13 protein-coding genes are annotated in these 16,254 nt (G+C 50.3%); 9 read left to right on the top strand and 4 right to left on the bottom strand.

What is annotated here, in order from left to right; all coding sequences use genetic code 11:
* Nucleotides 1–665 precede the first annotated feature (665 nt).
* The 3 genes from ABYP33_RS07575 (at nucleotide 666) to ABYP33_RS07565 (ending at nucleotide 3,233) form a co-directional block, all read left to right on the top strand.
* Complete coding sequence (locus ABYP33_RS07575) at nucleotides 666–1,385, top strand: SDR family NAD(P)-dependent oxidoreductase (protein WP_373090065.1); 720 nt, start codon at nucleotides 666–668, stop codon at nucleotides 1,383–1,385.
* A 40-nt stretch (nucleotides 1,386–1,425) separates the two neighbouring features.
* Nucleotides 1,426–2,565, top strand: a complete 1,140-nt coding sequence (locus ABYP33_RS07570; protein WP_373090062.1) for a putative zinc-binding metallopeptidase — start codon at nucleotides 1,426–1,428, stop codon at nucleotides 2,563–2,565.
* 311 nt (nucleotides 2,566–2,876) lie between these two features.
* Nucleotides 2,877–3,233: a hypothetical protein gene (locus ABYP33_RS07565; protein ID WP_373090059.1), complete on the top strand. Its 357-nt coding sequence runs from the start codon at nucleotides 2,877–2,879 to the stop codon at nucleotides 3,231–3,233.
* 158 nt (nucleotides 3,234–3,391) lie between these two features.
* Here ABYP33_RS07565 and ABYP33_RS07560 read toward each other — a convergent pair whose 3' ends face one another.
* Both ABYP33_RS07560 and rapA read right to left on the bottom strand, forming a co-directional pair.
* The gene (locus ABYP33_RS07560) at nucleotides 3,392–3,676 is read right to left on the bottom strand and encodes a hypothetical protein (protein ID WP_373090056.1); all 285 of its coding nucleotides are present in this window, start codon (nucleotides 3,674–3,676) and stop codon (nucleotides 3,392–3,394) included.
* A 29-nt stretch (nucleotides 3,677–3,705) separates the two neighbouring features.
* Complete coding sequence (gene rapA, locus ABYP33_RS07555) at nucleotides 3,706–6,603, bottom strand: RNA polymerase-associated protein RapA (protein ID WP_373090054.1); 2,898 nt, start codon at nucleotides 6,601–6,603, stop codon at nucleotides 3,706–3,708.
* 292 nt (nucleotides 6,604–6,895) lie between these two features.
* Between rapA and ABYP33_RS07550 the strand changes: the two genes are divergently transcribed.
* A complete protein-coding gene (locus tag ABYP33_RS07550) occupies nucleotides 6,896–10,393 on the top strand; it encodes a NahK/ErcS family hybrid sensor histidine kinase/response regulator (RefSeq protein WP_373090052.1) in 3,498 nt (1,165 codons plus the stop codon).
* A gap of 5 nt (nucleotides 10,394–10,398) precedes the next feature.
* On the opposite strand, the gene ABYP33_RS07545 is transcribed toward ABYP33_RS07550, so the two are convergent.
* Complete coding sequence (locus ABYP33_RS07545) at nucleotides 10,399–11,052, bottom strand: response regulator (RefSeq protein WP_373090050.1); 654 nt, start codon at nucleotides 11,050–11,052, stop codon at nucleotides 10,399–10,401.
* Nucleotides 11,053–11,308: 256 nt separating this feature from the next.
* Between ABYP33_RS07545 and ABYP33_RS07540 the strand changes: the two genes are divergently transcribed.
* From ABYP33_RS07540 to ABYP33_RS07520, 5 genes are all read left to right on the top strand, one after another.
* A complete protein-coding gene (locus ABYP33_RS07540) occupies nucleotides 11,309–12,667 on the top strand; it encodes a DcaP family trimeric outer membrane transporter (protein WP_373090048.1) in 1,359 nt (452 codons plus the stop codon).
* A gap of 88 nt (nucleotides 12,668–12,755) precedes the next feature.
* On the top strand, nucleotides 12,756–13,022 hold the full coding sequence (locus ABYP33_RS07535; protein WP_008251362.1) for a DUF4212 domain-containing protein: 267 nt from the start codon (nucleotides 12,756–12,758) through the stop codon (nucleotides 13,020–13,022).
* Between the two features lie 9 nt (nucleotides 13,023–13,031).
* Nucleotides 13,032–14,738 (top strand): sodium:solute symporter family protein, encoded by a 1,707-nt coding sequence (locus ABYP33_RS07530; RefSeq protein ID WP_373090046.1) that lies wholly within the window; start codon nucleotides 13,032–13,034, stop codon nucleotides 14,736–14,738.
* A 148-nt stretch (nucleotides 14,739–14,886) separates the two neighbouring features.
* Nucleotides 14,887–15,411 carry a PaaI family thioesterase gene (locus tag ABYP33_RS07525; protein ID WP_373090044.1) on the top strand — a complete coding sequence of 175 codons (525 nt, stop codon included), beginning with the start codon at nucleotides 14,887–14,889 and terminating at the stop codon, nucleotides 15,409–15,411.
* Complete coding sequence (locus ABYP33_RS07520; RefSeq protein WP_373090042.1) at nucleotides 15,404–15,802, top strand: PaaI family thioesterase; 399 nt, start codon at nucleotides 15,404–15,406, stop codon at nucleotides 15,800–15,802. The genes ABYP33_RS07525 and ABYP33_RS07520 overlap by 8 nt, the downstream gene beginning before the upstream one ends.
* A 14-nt stretch (nucleotides 15,803–15,816) precedes the next feature.
* On the opposite strand, the gene ABYP33_RS07515 is transcribed toward ABYP33_RS07520, so the two are convergent.
* Nucleotides 15,817–16,254, bottom strand: a 438-nt coding sequence (locus tag ABYP33_RS07515; RefSeq protein ID WP_373090040.1) for a helix-turn-helix transcriptional regulator, incomplete at its 5' end; no start/stop codon positions are given.

Genomic DNA, 16,254 nt, shown 5'->3' with positions numbered 1-16,254 from the left:
TCATGGGATGCCATGCAGTGAGGCGCATGGTGATCCAGTAACAATTAGCTTGCCGACAGCGGTGTGGCACTCATCGTAAAATCAGGCCCGAATATTGCTGATCCATCGGCCGCGAATAAGCCCTATAGGGTATAAATAAGGCGATACAGAATATTTAAACATCGCCGCTGGCCACCACAAGCAAGAAGGTCGCCCATAGACTCTTGGCTGCGGCATTAAGTAGTCGGGAACTTTTAAGTACTCGTATTTATCAGGACCTTTATCTGCGCTCATTGGCTGTGCTACGTCCCTAAATCCAGTTACCCTCGGTTATACTCCCGCTTAATGCCGGATTACAATAGTCCCCTTCTAAGACCGCAATATTGTGATCAATAATCCAGCTACTAGCACGGTAGTCGTCATTGGGATTCGCGAGCTAATAAGCTCGGGAGGACGCTTAAGGGCAAGATGATTGGTATTTGGCGCACTTGTATGGCCGGTGATTTCCGTCATCGCGCGGATTTAAAGTGGGGAAGCTCAGGCTATGAGCGATGGAAATTTGATTCATTTTGTGCGCCAGCATGTAACTATACGTAAAGTGCAATATACGACGACAGCAATAATTGATTGCTTGAGTCGTTACCGGTGATTCTTTGCAAAATAGGCCTAACTAATAGAGCGTAAATATGCCAAACCAAAATATTGTCATCATCGGTGCCTCTGGTGGTCTTGGCGCTGCCTTTGTTAACATATTTGCTGCTGATCCCAGTAATATAATTCATGCATTTTCTCGTTCAGAAATAAAAAATAAGTTGGCTAATGTGCATTACGGCAGAGTCGATTTTGCTGATGAAGAATCCATCAAAAAGGCCGCGGAGCAGAGCGCAAGAGATGGGCTGCTGGATTGTGTGATCGTTGCCACCGGAATACTTCATGAAAGCGATTTGATGCCAGAGAAATCATTGCGCGATTTAAGTACTGATAACTTTCAGCGGAGCTTTCTCATCAATACGATCGGTCCCGCGTTGGTTGCCAAGTATTTTTTACCAAAGCTTCAGCTTAAACAGCGAGCAGTATTTGCCGCGCTTTCGGCCCGCGTTGGCAGTATCGGAGATAATCGCCTAGGTGGCTGGTACTCTTACCGTGCCGCCAAATCTGCGTTGAATATGCTAATAAAAACCGCCAGCATAGAAGTCGCTTGGCGTAAAAAGCAAGCCATTGTAGTGGGGCTGCACCCCGGTACCGTGGATACCTATTTGTCGCAGCCCTTCCAGCAGCGCATTCCCAGTAATAAATTGTTTAATGCGGATTACTCGGCAAGGAAAATGATCGACGTTTTAAAAGGGCTTACGGTAGCAGATAGCGGAAAGGTGTTTGCCTGGGACGGTAGCGAAGTGCCTTGTTGATCGCCTGCTATTTCAACACTATACAAAATTGAGAAAACCTATGAAAACCTTTAGATGTAGTTGCGATAGTAAGCAGCTACTGTTTTTTGAAAGCAGTAGCTGTGTTTCATGTAAACGAGTTGTTGGGATTGATGATGCTTTTGATAAGGTAGAGCCGTATGACTTTGATGAAGAAAGCGGGTGCTATTTCAAAGCCCACAAGCCCGCGGCACGTTATCAAAAGTGTGATAATAATACCGACTATAATGTATGCAATGGCATGGTTAACTTGGGTGATCTTGTGCCTGAGGACGGCAAGGATGAAGTGCTGTGTTTTGCTTGTCGTTTTAATGAAACAGTTCCTGACTTATCTGTTGTTGAGCACATCCCGTTGTGGCAGAAAATGGAGGCAGCTAAACGTCGGGCATTGTATACCCTAAAGGCTTTATCGCTGCCGCTGCGCAATCTTAAGCAGGACCCAGAGAATGGCTTGAGTTTTGACTTTACTACCGATCGCGATGTGAATGACCATTTTGCCAGTAAGTTAGACTATTCTGAATCGGTTTTTACCGGTCATGACTGTGGCCATATTACTATTAATTTGGCGGAAGCCGACGATGTTGCTCGTTCGCAGACAAAGCATGCAATGAATGAGCGTTATCGAACTTTGCTCGGGCATTTTCGTCATGAGCTAGGTCACTACTACTTTGACCAATTGATTGTCGGCTCAGAGAAAAAACATGCGCTAAGCAAAGAATGCTTTGGTGATGATGAGCTAGATTATCAAGAATCCTTAAAAAAGTATTACGAAAATAAGCCAGCTGATAATTGGCCTGATGAATTTATTAGTGAATACGCCACCATGCACCCATATGAGGATTGGGCAGAGACCTGGGCACATTACATGCATATCATGGATACATTAGAAACCGCTAAAAACTTCTCAATTACGGGCTCGATTACCGGTGATGCGGCGGACGCTGAAGAAACTGATGAATTAAATTTACCTCAAGACTCGCAGTTTTTTTATTCTCAAACATCAATCACATCTGTGCTAGATGCGTGGATGGAGTTCTCCGTGATTCTAAACTCCTTGAATAGAAGTATGGGCATGAGCGACGCCTATCCTTTTGTGTTGTCTCAGTCGGTACGAAAAAAATTATCATTTATTCATCATGCTATTCACAACAAGTTGACCTAATGTTAGAACCAGACATTTCGTATTACAGCGACCTTCAGCAGCAACTTGTTAAAAGTAACCGTTGGCTAATGTTCTTTATAGCCGGACTCCTCGGCTGCCTGGCTTACGCTGTCAACCTTCGCCCAACAGACGGCTGGTTTTGGCTTATTGGGTCCCTGGCTTTCTTATTCGGGGCAATCTCGGCTCGGATTGATCACCTCCAAACAAATTTATCAATACAAATTTATATGGCAGGCGTTAAGAAGTGATGCCGCGCAGCTCTTTTGTTTCTCTTGATTTATGTGCTCACTGCATGATGGGGAGGTGACAAAATGTGGGCGTTTATAGCTGGTTTCTTTTGGGGAGGGGTAACTCTCTTCATTGTTACAGTCTGGCTCATGGTTGGTATAAACAAGAAGGCAATATCCGATCACGAACCATTTAGGTTTGCTAATTCACAGTTCGCCATCAATCTTCTGCGGCGAGAGGTATTTAACAGGGTGCTATCTGAATTGGGTGAGGAGAAATTTATTCGTAATATGGAGGCGTCGGCATCGACAATGGCTATGGAGATACTCGAAGCCGATGCTGCTGAATGGCGTGAAGTTGAAAATGAAATCGACTTCAATTCTCTAAAAAAGGCTGAGCTAGATATATACCGCAATCAGGATATGGTCGTCCACTTATGATTCCGCTCATAAGGTTATCCTCCAGTTTATTTCCGAAAACATTAGCAAATAGCCTATGTTCATCTTCGTGGGTTTCCCAAGCAATATTCTAGTCGTCCTTGCGAACGCGAGGGCCTGCCTTTGCGTCTCCCATCTTCCGTTCAGCATCGCGCAAATAATCAATGCGCGTTAAACGCCTGCACACAATAGCCTTTAACCAGTGCCTCTAAAATCTGCGGGTCTTTGGCCAGCGTTGGGTTGTCTGGAATATGAGCATTGTCGATGAGTTTGCGTTTTTCAATTTCTACCTTGGTGAAGCCTTCGGCCATAACGAATAGTTTGGCGAGGTTTTCGGCGCCGAACATGTCTTTAAAGTCGATATACACGATAAATGGCGCTTGTTCGCCTTCGGTGAATTCACCGTGGGTGATCTTGGCGGTGGCGTTAATGGAAAACAAATACATATTTTCTCCGGCTTTTATTAAGCGAGCGTTTATTGGCTAACAATAGCGAGGCGTAATGCCGACATATTGAGCTGCATATTGCCTAGGGCATCTTTGCCTAGCGCGGTCTCTGCGTCAAAGCTTTCTAGCTCTGTGGGGCTGATGTGCGGGTTGCGGCTCATCAGTGCTTGCAGGCGCTGGCGCTCGGCGCTGCGATCTTTGTTGTAATTGTCTAGGGCGGTGTTAATCCACTCTTTGGCGGCGGCTTCGGCCAGTGCTTCAACATTAGGCAGCATGGCGGTAAGGCTGGGGCGTATTTCTCGGAGCAAGGCGGGCATGACCGTTTTTTTGATGCCCTGGGCGAGTTGGTTTAATTTTTTATGAGCAACGCTGGCGGTTAGGTTGCGCTGCTGGTGGTCGACCACTAGGCGGAAGCTTTGGGCCGGTAGGTAGCGGGGCAGTTGCAACCACGGCGGCGCTTGTAGGGCCGGGCTGTACAGCGCCTCTAATAATAGGGTGCCGGCTTTTAAGCCTTTAACGGCGATGGTGCAGACGGTGGCGCTGCCAAAGTCGCTGGACATAATGAGGTCCATACCACCGCTAATGAGTGGATGTTCCCAGCTGAAGTAGGCCATGTCTTCGCGGCTTAATGCGCGGTCGCGGTCGAAGGTGCCGGTAATGCCGTCTTCTGGCAAATGCGGGAATGCCTCGGTAATCATGTGATCGCCGGGGCGCAAAATTACGGCATTGTCGCTGTGGTCTTCGTGCACTAAACCAAATTGGTCAGAGAGAATGTTCACATACTCGGCGAGACTGTCGCTACGCTGTTCAGCTTCTAGGGAGCTAGTTAATTCGGCGGCGCGGGTGGGATTGCAGGAGTTAAGTTCCAGCAAGCGGTTGCGGCCGTTGCGCAGGCTAATCTGCAGTTCTTCTGACTTGCTCGCGGCGCGATTAATTAGCTCCGCAAAGGCGTCACTGCTAGTCGTGCCAGCAAGAGCGGCGAGAAGTTCGCTGCCAAACTCTAACATTAGGGCGTTGCCAACGGTGCAGGGCTGGCTAAAGATGGCCAGTGCATCGCGATACCAGCTCAGTAATTTGTCTTGGCCGCTGCCTTGGTAATAGGGGACATGCAGATTAACGTCGCCGAGTTGGCCGATGCGATCTAAGCGGCCAATGCGCTGTTCTAGCAAGTCTGGATTAAGCGGCAGGTCGAATAAGATCAAATGCTGGGCGAACTGGAAGTTGCGGCCTTCGCTGCCAATTTCTGAACATATCAGCACTTGGGCGCCGTCTTCTGGGTCGGCAAAGTAGGCGGCGGCGCGGTCGCGCTCAATGAGGCTAAGATCTTCAATGAAGAGTGCGCTGGCGATACCGCGCCTGACTCGCAGTTGTAGTTCCAAGTCTTGGGCGGTGTTTTTGTCGCTGCAAATCAGTAGGACTTTGTCGTCGGGGTGTTGCAGTAAAAGCTTCTCTACCCAGCTGACGCGGGGGTCGAGTTTAATCCATGCATCCCCTAATAAGAGCTCCGGGTGCAGAGCCGACTCTTCGTCGACTAAGTTGAGTGCGGCTTGGTATTCCGCCGGGGCGTCTAGCGGGTGTTCGTGCAATACCCGCTGCGGGAAGCCGCCGACTGAGGCGCGGGTGTTGCGGAATAGCATGCGGCCAGTGCCGAAGCGGTCGAGTAGGTCGCGCACGACTTTTTCGATAATATTGGCGTCGGCATGACTTACTAGGGCGGCAAGTTGCGCTGGCTCAAGCAAGTCACTGAGCTTTGCGGTAAAGTTTGCATCGGCCAAGGATTCGCTGGGCTTGTCCAGCAAGCCTTGAATCAGCTCGCTAATGCCCTCGTATTGATTTTGCTCGGTGCGAAAGGCCTCTAAACTTGGGTAGCGCGCGGGGTCGAGCAAACGCAGGCGTGCATAATGACCGTCGATACCGGCATTCTCCGGCGTTGCCGTGAGCAGTAATACGCTTGGAATGGCGGCGCTGAGGCGCTCCACTAATTGGTATTCGGCGGAGCTACTGCCGTCTTCTTGCCAGTGCAGGTGATGGGCTTCGTCAACCACGAGTACGTCCCAACCGGCTTCCATGAGCTGGCCTTGGCGGCGCTCGTGGGAGCTGATCCAGCTCAGCGGGCAAATGACTAGCTGGGCCTCTTCAAAGGGGTTCTCTTCTTTTTCTTTGGACTCTTCTTCGTCAAAGAATATGCTGCTTGGGTCGTCTTCGTACTGGTCAATTTGCTGGCAGCGGGCTTCATTGAAAATGCTGAATTTTAGGTTAAAGCGGCGCAGCATCTCGACCAGCCACTGGTGTACCAGGCTGTCTGGTAGCAGTATCAGTACCCGCTTGGCGCGCTCCAACAGCAGAAGCTGGTGAATGATGAGACCCGCTTCGATGGTTTTACCCAAACCTACTTCATCGGCGAGCAATACCCGCGGCGCGGCGCGGCTGGCAACCTCGGCGGCGATATATAGCTGGTGCGGTAGCAGTTGAACTCGGGGACCGAGCAAGCCCAAGGTGCTGGCGGCTTTGCAGGTGTTTTGCTGTTCTAGCGTAGCCGCGCGAAGTTCAAAGCGGCGGTGGTGTTCAACTTGCCCCGCCAGTAGGCGCTCTTTGGCATTGCTGAGTTTGATGTTGGCACTCAGAATTTGCTCGGGCACGGGATGAATATCGCCGCTCTCGTCTTCGGCAAAATACACGATACAGCCGCTGTGTTCTTGCAGCTTCGTGACGACTAAGCGGCCTTGGCCAGGTACGTCGATCTCATCGCCAATCTGGAATAGCACTCTGGACAGCGGCGCCGCGGCAGCCGCGTAGGTGCGCTCTTCTTCTGCCGCGGGGAAGGCAATAACAACACGACGATTTTGCGCTTCAAGAATAATACCCAAACCTAGGTCGGGTTCCGGGTTGCTAATCCAGCGTTGGCCAGCGAGAAAAATAGTAGACATATATTTTGGGTACGGCTTGATGTATTGAGTGTGTTCAGGGGGCTTGCACAGGTGCAATGGCCCTGATTTCTGGAGTGCGAATGTTACGCATCAGTGGCAATAAGGGAAAGGTTTAATACTGTAAATCTCACCAAGTGGGGGTCTTGCTCCGCGCTAGTAGGGGTGAAAATGCGGTGCTTTTTCGCCTTTGTGGCATTGAATGTCGACTATTGTCCAATACTGCTGGCGCCGCGCTAGGATAGACTGTGGGGATTCGCAAGCATATCGTCGCTTTCCGGCGTAGAGAGGGCAGGTGTTGGCAAACCAGTGGGTTGTGTTACTGGCGTTTAGTTACGTTGGTTTTTTGTTTTTAATTGCGTGGTGGGCCGACCGGCATACCCAGCGCTCATCGCTGCTGCGTGCCCTGGTGTATAGCTTGTCGCTGGCGGTGTACTGCAGTTCTTGGACCTTTTTTGGCGCGGTTGGCCAGGCAGTTAATGACGGCTGGTCCTTTGTCCCCATTTATCTTGGCCCCATTTTGCTGTTTGTTTTGGCCTGGCCGTTTATTCGCCGCCTGTCGGTAGTGAGCACCCGCAATAGAGTAACCTCGATTGCCGATTTCATTGGTTCGCGCTACGGCAAACACCAGTTTCTTGCCGCCTTGGTGACATTTATTGCGGTGGTTGGCAGCTTGCCCTATATCGCCCTGCAATTAAAAGCCGTGACTCAAGCCTGGTTAACAGTTCAGCGCCTGTGGCAACCCAATTTAATTGAAAATCACAGCAGCACCAGTTTTATAGCCGCCTTAATTTTAGTGGTTTTTACGGTGGCCTTTGGCACCCGGGTGGTGGATAAGCGTCACCGCCACCGAGGTTTGATGGCTGCGATAGCGGTCGAGTCGGTGGTTAAGCTCATTGCTTTTCTTGCGGTTGGCGTGTTCGCGATCAGCGTGGTATTTGGCGCAGAGGCGAAGGACTTTGTCCTTGATTACGGCCAATTAGGGGGCTGGCCAGAGCCGATTAATTTTATTACGCAGTTGGTTTTGGCAGCGGCAGCGATTGTGTGTTTGCCAAGGCAGTTTCATGTAATAGTGGTTGAACACCATAGCCGTCGGGATATGCGCCTTGCGCGGTGGATATTCCCAGCCTACCTTGCGCTGTTTTGTATCATGATCGCACCAATAGCGGTACTCGGGCAATCGCTCTTAGGCGGTGGCTTGTCGCCTTATAGTGGCAGCGCCGATATGTTTGTGGTGACCGCGCCGCTGGCGGCAGGCAGTAATAGCTTGGCTGTCGTGGCAATGCTGGGTGGTTTGTCAGCCGCAACGGGCATGGTGATCGTGGCCTGTGTAACTTTGTCGGTGATGATTTGTAATGAATGGATGGTGCCACTTTGGCAGTTTTTTAATCGGGCCCACAGTATTAATGCTAAGTGGCTGCAAAAGGCGCGTCGCGCCGCAATAGCAGCGGTGTTGCTCGCGGCGTGGCTTTTGGAGCAGCAGCTGAGTAATCGCGCGGGCTTGGCCTCACTCGGGCTGTTGTCATTTGCCGCGGCAGCGCAATTGTTGCCGGCTATCATTGCAGCCTTGTATTGGCCGAGGGCGCATTCTCGTGGCGTGATCACTGGCTTGTTTGTGGGCGGCGCGCTGTGGTTTTACTGCTTGTTGCTACCTGCCTTGTTGGGGCCCTTACACCCCTTGTTGGCGCAGGGCTTATTGGGTTCGCAGTGGTTGCGGCCGGAGGCGTTATTTGGGGTAGATTTTCTGGACCCACTGAGTCAAGGCGTGTTTTGGAGCTTACTGCTTAACTGCCTGGGCTTTGCGCTGGTGTCGGGGTTTAGCCGGTTTCGGGCAATTGAATTGCGTCAGGCGCGGGCCTTTACCCAATTACAGCGGAATTGGGCCTACCAAAAAGCTGATTTTGCCCTAACTAAAATTGAAAGCTGGCAATTGCAGCGCATGTTAACGCCGCTATTAGGGCGGGAGCGAAGTCAGCAATTATGGCAGCGTTTTGAACATCGTCTGGGCCAGCGCTTATTGCCGAATGATCCGGTGCCGAGCTTTGTTGTGAAGGAGGTTGAGTCGGCACTGGCGGCGATTGTGGGTGCAGTTTCGGCACACCGAACCCTGGATTTGTTACAACGTAAGAAGCCTTTAGCGCTAGATGAGTTTGTGCTTCTCATTGGCGATAGCTCCAAACAATTGCAGTTTGGTCAGGATTTGCTGCAAATTACCTTGGAAACCGTTCCTCAGGGCATTAGTGTGGTTGACGCTAATTTGGACTTGGTGGCGTGGAATAGCCGCTATATGGAGTTATTTGGGTTTCCGGAACGCTTACTGTATATCGGTTGCCCCATTGCGCGGGTTTATCAATTCAATGCTGAGCGGGGCTATTTGCAAAATGCCGATACCGATGTGGATGCGGCGATTGCCCGGCGCTTGGCGCTACTCAGCGACGGCAAGCCCTATCGGCTAGAGCGGAGCTTGCCCAATGGCTTAGTGATTGAAATATGCGGAACGCCAATGGCCAACGGCGGCTATGTAACGACCTATACCGATATTAGTGAATATCGCCGTATGTTCAATGAACTGGATGAAACCAAAAATCAGTTAGAGCGACGTGTAGTTGATCGCACCGCCGCATTGAGCGCTGCGAATGACTCACTGGCCCATGAAAATCAGGCGCGGGCCAAAATTGAACGAGAATTAAATACTGTTTACGCCAGTAAAAGCCGTTTTCTGGCGGCGGCCAGTCACGATCTATTGCAGCCGATTAGTGCGGCACGCTTGTTTACTGCGGCATTGACTCACCGCACCGCAGCGACTGAGTTGGCTGCAGAGGTGGGGCATATTGACGCGGCATTGACCGGCGCCGAAAGTCTGATTACCTCATTGCGGGAAGTCGCCCGTTTAGACTCGGGAAATATACGGCTAGATCGCCGCGATTTTTGTTTAAGAGATCTGCTTGAGCCATTGGCGCGGGAGTGCGCCTTGCTTGCCGAGCAAAATGGTTTGGCGCTGCATTTTAGACCGAGCAATGTGTGGGTATACAGCGACCAGCAATTGTTACGGCGGGTTGTGCAAAACTTTCTGTCTAACGCCCTGCGCTATACCCGAACTGGCGGTGTGTTGCTGGGCTGTCGGCGTCGAGGCAATAGCGTCTTAATTCAGGTATGGGATACCGGGCCAGGTATATCGGCGCAGGATCAGCAGCGGGTGTTTGATGAGTTTGAACGCGGTCAGCGGCTTGATCACAATGATGCTGAAAAGGGCCTTGGTCTCGGGCTTTCTATTGTGCAACGAATTAGTCGCTTGCTGGGCCATGAAGTGTTGCTGCATTCCATTGAAGGCCGCGGTAGTGTCTTTGCTATCCGAGTGCCACTGGGTCAGCGGCAGGAGCGCCGATTTATTGCTGATACTCCTCGCGTGCAATCGGAATTGGCGGGAATCAGTGTGCTGTGTATCGACAATGAGGTCGCTATTCGCGCGGGTATGCATGCCTTGCTCAGTCAGTGGGGGTGCAAGGTGTTTACCGGTGCCAATCTCGGTGAAGTCTTGGTGCAGTGGCGCTTAGATACGGCGCCGGATATTGTTTTGGCGGACTTTCATTTGGATGGCGGTGAAACCGGCTTGGAGCTGTTGCAGGCACTGAATTATCACTGGCATACCCGTTTGCCAGCGGTGGTGATCAGTGCAGATAACAGTGTGGAAATACGTGGCCAAGTGGAGGATAGTGGCTATCAGTTTTTGGCTAAACCAGTAAAGCCTGCGGCACTGCGTGGGCTAATACGGCAACTGGTATTGCGCGCATAGCTCGCTTAGGGGAGGTCTGGCGGGCTGACATCTAGCTGGCTGAATGCCAGCGCCGCTTGGGTGCGGGAATGAACGCCGAGTTTTCGAAAAATTTCCGTGACGTGGGCCTTTATGGTTGCTTCGGTGATGTCGAGTTCATAGGCAATTTGCTTGTTGAGCAGGCCTTGTACTAACAGGCTGGCTACGCGAAATTGCTGAGGCGTGAGGCTGGCAATATCGCTGGCCATTTTTTGCTCTTTGCTATTTTGTCCAGTTTGAAATTGAATCCCTTCAGGTAGCCAGCGGTCGCCACTAAGCACGGCGTTAATAGCGAGGCTGATTGTTTCTGCTTGGCTGCTTTTGGGCAAAAAACCGGCGGCGCCGTGGTCAATGGCACGGCACATGACCTCAGGGCTCTCGCTGGCCGAGACTACCAATACGGGGATTTCTGGGTAGTGGGCTTGCAGGTGTATGAGACCGCTAAAGCCCTGCGCGTCTGGCATATGTAAATCGAGTAAGATGAGATCGCGACTCGTGTCAGTCGCTAAAACACTTTGTAACTCTGCAATAGATGCTACTTCAACAACAAGGCAGTTCTCAAAACTGATGCTGAGGCTTGCTTTAAGTGCCGCGCGAAACAAGGGGTGATCGTCGGCAATGATAAATCGCAGTGTGTCCATCTGATGCCTTTTTTATTTAATTACTGTGGCACAGTGTATAGAAACATGCCCCGCATTGCAGGGCAAAGACCCGTAAGAATACCCCCACTATCTCAGTAATAACGCGCCGCTAAAATTAGACCTTGGTCTAGGGTCTGGGGTCACGGCGAATGGAGTCATGCTTAGACTTTGGTCTAGGCATGACTAAAGGCTAATACCGCTAGTGTCGCTGTGAGCCTATAAATTTCGTGTCATTTTCGATGCGAGAGAGTTCACTGTGATAAAGAATAAAAAATTGACTCAGGTTAACGTGACGGGCCGAACGTCTAAATCGAGCTTGATTGCGTGTTCTATTTTTGCTGTGCTACCCCTGCCTGTTTTCGCTGGAACGGCTACGTCTGAGGCACTGTATTTAGAGACTTTGGTGCAGCGAGTTGCTCGCTTAGAACAAGCACTTGCTGAAAAAGAGGTTTCGTCCAGTGTAAAGCAGATTAAAGGGGCTACCGAATATGCCTTCGGCGGGTATATCAAACTGGATGCCATTGCCAGCCAATATAGCGATGGCGAGCGCGCCTTGGCGGGGGTGGGGGATGATTTTCTCGTTGCCTCAGTGATTCCGGTGGGCGGCGAGTCTGGCGATATCCATCTTGATATGCATGCCAAGCATTCGCGCATTTGGTTTAAAACCACTACTGCTACCGAGCTTGGCACCGTGGGCAGTTATATTGAGATGGATTTTGGCGTGAATCAAATTGGCGATGAACGTATCAGCAACTCCGCCGCGTCGCGTATTCGACACGCGTATTTAAACTGGCAGTACGATGCCGACAGTTCAATACTGGCTGGTCAGACGTGGAGCACCTTTTTTAATGTGGGCAGCTTACCGGATACCCTCGACTTTGTTGGCCCCGTGGCTACCTTGTTTGAGCGTCAGGCGCAATTGCGCTGGACTCGTGCGCTGAGTGCTACAAGTTCGCTTATGCTGGCAGTGGAAAATCCCTCTAGTGGCTTATACGGTGAAGATGGCTCTGCCGCTGGGGCTAGCGCTTACGATAATAATGCCCTGCCCGATACGGTGCTACGCTATAACGCAAAGTCAGGTGATTTTAGTTATAGCTTTGCGGCGTTGCTACGGGAGCTTGCCTATAAGCAAAGTTTTACTAACAGTCAGGCACAGGCGATACGCGGTGACGACAGTGTGTATGGTTACGGCTTGAGTTTTGCGGGTGTTTGGCAAGTAGGTGCGGACGATATTCGGCTGCAGCTCAATGCCGGTAATGCCTTGGGTCGTTACCTCGGTTTACAGACCTACCGCGATGGCATGATTGAGGATAACGGTGATATCGAATTAATCGACACCGTGGGCGGCTATATCGCCTACCGGCATTTTTGGGCGCCACAATGGCGTAGTAGCTTGGTGTTGTCGGCCAGCTCTGCGGATAAGCCCAATACGGTCCCAGCCACGACGGCAGCCTCTTATCAAAGTGCCCATGCCAATCTCATTTATGCGCCAATCCCGGCGCTTAATTTTGGTGTTGAATATATTCGCGCGACTAAAACTAACGAGCGACTGGTGAATGGTGACGATAGCGGCGATGTTGATCGTCTACAATTTAGTGCGAAATACACGTTTTAAAGGTTGCTCGACTAAGGTCGAATGGTGAGTGCGCGACTTAACTGCAATGCTTTGCTTATAAGGCGAAATAAAACAGGAGAATACAATAATGGCATTTCATTCGAAAGAACTGGCGAAAGCCTATTGGCGAGAAAACGTGAAGCTCTTACTCAGCTTGCTCTTTGTATGGGCGCTGGTGTCGTTTGGCTTTGGAATTGTGTTTGTTGACGCGCTTAACCAAATCCAATTTTTTGGTTTTAAGCTGGGGTTTTGGTTTGCTCAGCAGGGCTCGATATACACTTTTGTGGTACTGATTTTTGTGTATGTATACAAAATGAATCGCCTCGACGAAAAATACGATGTCCAAGAAGACTAGGGGTGAATGATGGATATTAGAATTTGGACATTTTTAATTGTTGGTTTGAGCTTTGTGCTGTATATCGCCATCGCGATTTACTGTCGGGCGGGTACCACCAAAGAATTTTACGTTGCCGGGGGTGGTGTTCATCCCGTTGTTAACGGTATGGCGACGGCAGCGGACTGGATGAGTGCGGCCTCGTTTATATCAATGGCCGGGCTTATTTCATTTATGGGCTATGACGGCGCAGTCTATTTAATGGGCTGGACCGGTGGCTATGTCTTGTTAGCGCTCTGCCTGGCGCCGTATCTGCGTAAGTTTGGCAAATTTACCGTGCCGGACTTTATTGGTGACCGCTATTACTCGCAAACGGCCCGCACTGTTGCAGTGGTCTGCGCGATCTTTGTGTCCTTCACCTATGTGGCGGGGCAGATGCGAGGAGTTGGGGTTGTGTTCAGTCGCTTTCTGGAGGTAGATATTACCACCGGCGTGATATTGGGTATGGCCATTGTATTCTTCTACGCCGTATTGGGTGGCATGAAGGGCATCACCTATACTCAGGTTGCCCAGTACTGCGTACTGATGATGGCCTATTTAGTGCCCGCTATCTTTATCTCGATCATGATCACTGGCCATGTGATCCCGCAAGTCGGATTCGGAGCAACCTTGGCAGATGGTTCAGGCGTACATTTGCTTGATAAGCTCGATGGCCTGTCGGCGGAGTTGGGCTTTGCCGCCTACACCAGTGGCACCAAGTCGACAATGGATGTGTTGTTCATTACCGCGGCATTAATGGTCGGCACAGCGGGCTTGCCCCACGTGATTGTGCGTTTCTTTACGGTTCCTAAAGTAAAAGACGCGCGTAAATCTGCGGGCTGGGCGCTGATCTTTATCGCCGTGCTGTATACCACTGCACCTGCGGTTGCTGGTTTCGCTCGCCTGAATATGATCAACACTATCAATGGTGCAGATAGCCAAGGTACCGAATACACCGAAGCGCCAATGTGGGTAACTAACTGGGAAAAAACCGGCCTGATCGGCTGGGAAGACAAAAACGACGATGGCCGTATGTTCTACTCTGGCGATGAACGCAATGAGATGCATATTGACCGGGATATTATGGTCTTGGCCAATCCTGAAATTGCCAATCTGCCTGCCTGGGTTATAGCCCTTGTGGCGGCGGGCGGTGTAGCGGCGGCATTGTCGACCTCAGCGGGCTTGCTGCTGGTTATTTCAACCTCGATCTCTCACGACTTACTCAAGCGTAATTTGATGCCTAAAATTTCGGATAAATTAGAGCTTCGTTTTGCGCGGGGGGCAGCGGCTGTTGCCGTGTGCATCGCGGGGTATTTGGGAATTAATCCACCGGGTTTTGTGGCCCAGGTGGTGGCCTTTGCCTTTGGTTTGGCGGCATCGAGCTTCTTCCCTGCGATTATTCTTGGTATTTTCTATAAGCGCATGAATAAGTACGGGGCAATCTGGGGTATGGTGAGTGGTATTGTGTTTACAGCGGCTTACATCGTCTACTTTAAGTTCATAAACCCTGCAGCAAGTGTGCCTGAAAACTGGTGGCTTGGTGTGTCGCCAGAGGGCATTGGCACCCTGGGTATGTTGGTAAACTTTGCGGTAGCTGCCGTGGTATGTCATTTAACGCCAGAACCGCCGCAAGATGTGCAGGATATGGTTGAAAGTATTCGCTACCCCCAAGGAGCGGGTGACGCGCAAGTGCATTAAACGTAATTAAGCGGATCCACAGCCGCGGCCGATTTTCGGCCTGTGGCTTTTTTGTCTTATGGAGTTTTCACCCTTTTAGAGATTAATTTGGTAAAATGCTGAGCTGCGGCCGTTTATAATAGGCTGAATAGCTATTTCGGGATAAATAATGGCATTGGATTTTGAAGAGCTACTTCGTTTCGTTGATACCGTTTTAGCGGGCAATGAAGGCGATCATTTTACGACCTTAGGCATTCGCCTAGAGTATGTTGAGCGTCACCGGGTTGGTATGTCTATGCCCTACAGCGACACATTGATTGGTGACCCGGATACGGGTGTTATTCATGGCGGCGCAATTACCGCCTTATTGGATACTTGCTGTGGCTTTGCCGCCGCGACTGTATTAGATGATTTGGCGATGACGCCAACCATCGATTTACGGATCGACTATATGCGCGCGGCGACCCCTGGCCAAACGGTGTATGCCGACGCGGAGGTTTATCGCGTCACTGAGAGTGTGATTTTTGCGCGGGCTCTGGCCCATCATGGTGATCGCGAGACGCCAATTGCATCCGCTGTTGGCAATTTCTTCAGCATGGAACTCGCGTTATTTGCCGATATGCGTCGTGAGTTTCGTGCTGAGCAAAAGTTGAAAAAATCAGGGCAGAAGTCCCGTGGTAGCGACAATGAATGATTTCGAATTGCATCAACTTATTAGCCGAGTTCCTTATGCACAAACTCTTGGTATACAGGTGGGTAGTGAGAGCGATTGCTTTTTGTTACCGACCAAAAAGAGCAATATCGGCAACCCCACGCTGCCAGCGTTACATGGCGGGGCAATTGCTGGTTTTATGGAGTTGTCGGCAATGATGTATGTCTTGCGGCATAGTAACAGCGAAAAAATTCCCAAAGTGGTCGATTTCGCGGTTGACTATGTGCGAGCAGGAAAATACGTGACTACACATTCGCGCTGCAAGCTGGTTTATCTCGGTAGACGGATGATTAACGTGAGTATAAGTGCTTGGCAGGAGGATGAGGTCGCACCTATAGCAATGGCTAGGGCACAGTTTTTGGTTAAAGAGTAAGGTTTTTATTTTGGCTAATGCTTACTTTGCAAATATTGTTTTGGCGTCATGTTAAACCAGCGTTTAAATGCCCTATTAAATGAGCTTTGTTCATTGTAGCCCAATAGTCCTGCTATTTGCGACATGGGTATGGCGTCGTGCGCTAGAAGTTTTTTGGCCTCAGCAATTCTGACTTCGTCAACAAGTGCTTCAAAGGTGTAGCCCTCAGATTGCAACTTACGATGCAGTGCTCGTTCGTGAAGTTTCATATTTTCTGCGATTACGGGGCGTGATAGTTGACCGGTTGGCAGGATTTTTTGAATTAAATGACGAGCTTGCTTACTAGTCGATAAATTAGGTTTACTTGTGGAATTGGAATTTATTTCTACCATTGAAAGGTAGCTAGATACTAAGCCGTGTAACTGAGGATTTTGGGAACTCAATTTTACATCTAAAAAATCGGTATCGAGTTC

This window comes from Zhongshania sp. (assembly GCF_041584495.1).
Lineage (GTDB): Bacteria > Pseudomonadota > Gammaproteobacteria > Pseudomonadales > Spongiibacteraceae > Spongiibacter.
The sequence above is the reverse complement of the archived record's forward strand: the minus strand, read 5'-3'. Positions and strand labels throughout refer to the sequence as shown.

Excerpts from the sequence above, each read along its gene's own strand:
- ABYP33_RS07570 (WP_373090062.1), top strand. The coding sequence starts at position 1,426 with ATGAAAACCTTTAGATGTAGTTGCGATAGTAAGCAGCTACTGTTTTTT.
- ABYP33_RS07535 (WP_008251362.1), top strand. The coding sequence starts at position 12,756 with ATGGCATTTCATTCGAAAGAACTGGCGAAAGCCTATTGGCGAGAAAAC.
- ABYP33_RS07530 (WP_373090046.1), top strand. The coding sequence starts at position 13,032 with ATGGATATTAGAATTTGGACATTTTTAATTGTTGGTTTGAGCTTTGTG.
- ABYP33_RS07545 (WP_373090050.1), bottom strand. The coding sequence starts at position 11,052 with ATGGACACACTGCGATTTATCATTGCCGACGATCACCCCTTGTTTCGC.
- ABYP33_RS07575 (WP_373090065.1), top strand. The coding sequence starts at position 666 with ATGCCAAACCAAAATATTGTCATCATCGGTGCCTCTGGTGGTCTTGGC.
- rapA (WP_373090054.1), bottom strand. The coding sequence starts at position 6,603 with ATGTCTACTATTTTTCTCGCTGGCCAACGCTGGATTAGCAACCCGGAA.
- ABYP33_RS07520 (WP_373090042.1), top strand. The coding sequence starts at position 15,404 with ATGAATGATTTCGAATTGCATCAACTTATTAGCCGAGTTCCTTATGCA.
- ABYP33_RS07525 (WP_373090044.1), top strand. The coding sequence starts at position 14,887 with ATGGCATTGGATTTTGAAGAGCTACTTCGTTTCGTTGATACCGTTTTA.
- ABYP33_RS07565 (WP_373090059.1), top strand. The coding sequence starts at position 2,877 with ATGTGGGCGTTTATAGCTGGTTTCTTTTGGGGAGGGGTAACTCTCTTC.
- ABYP33_RS07560 (WP_373090056.1), bottom strand. The coding sequence starts at position 3,676 with ATGTATTTGTTTTCCATTAACGCCACCGCCAAGATCACCCACGGTGAA.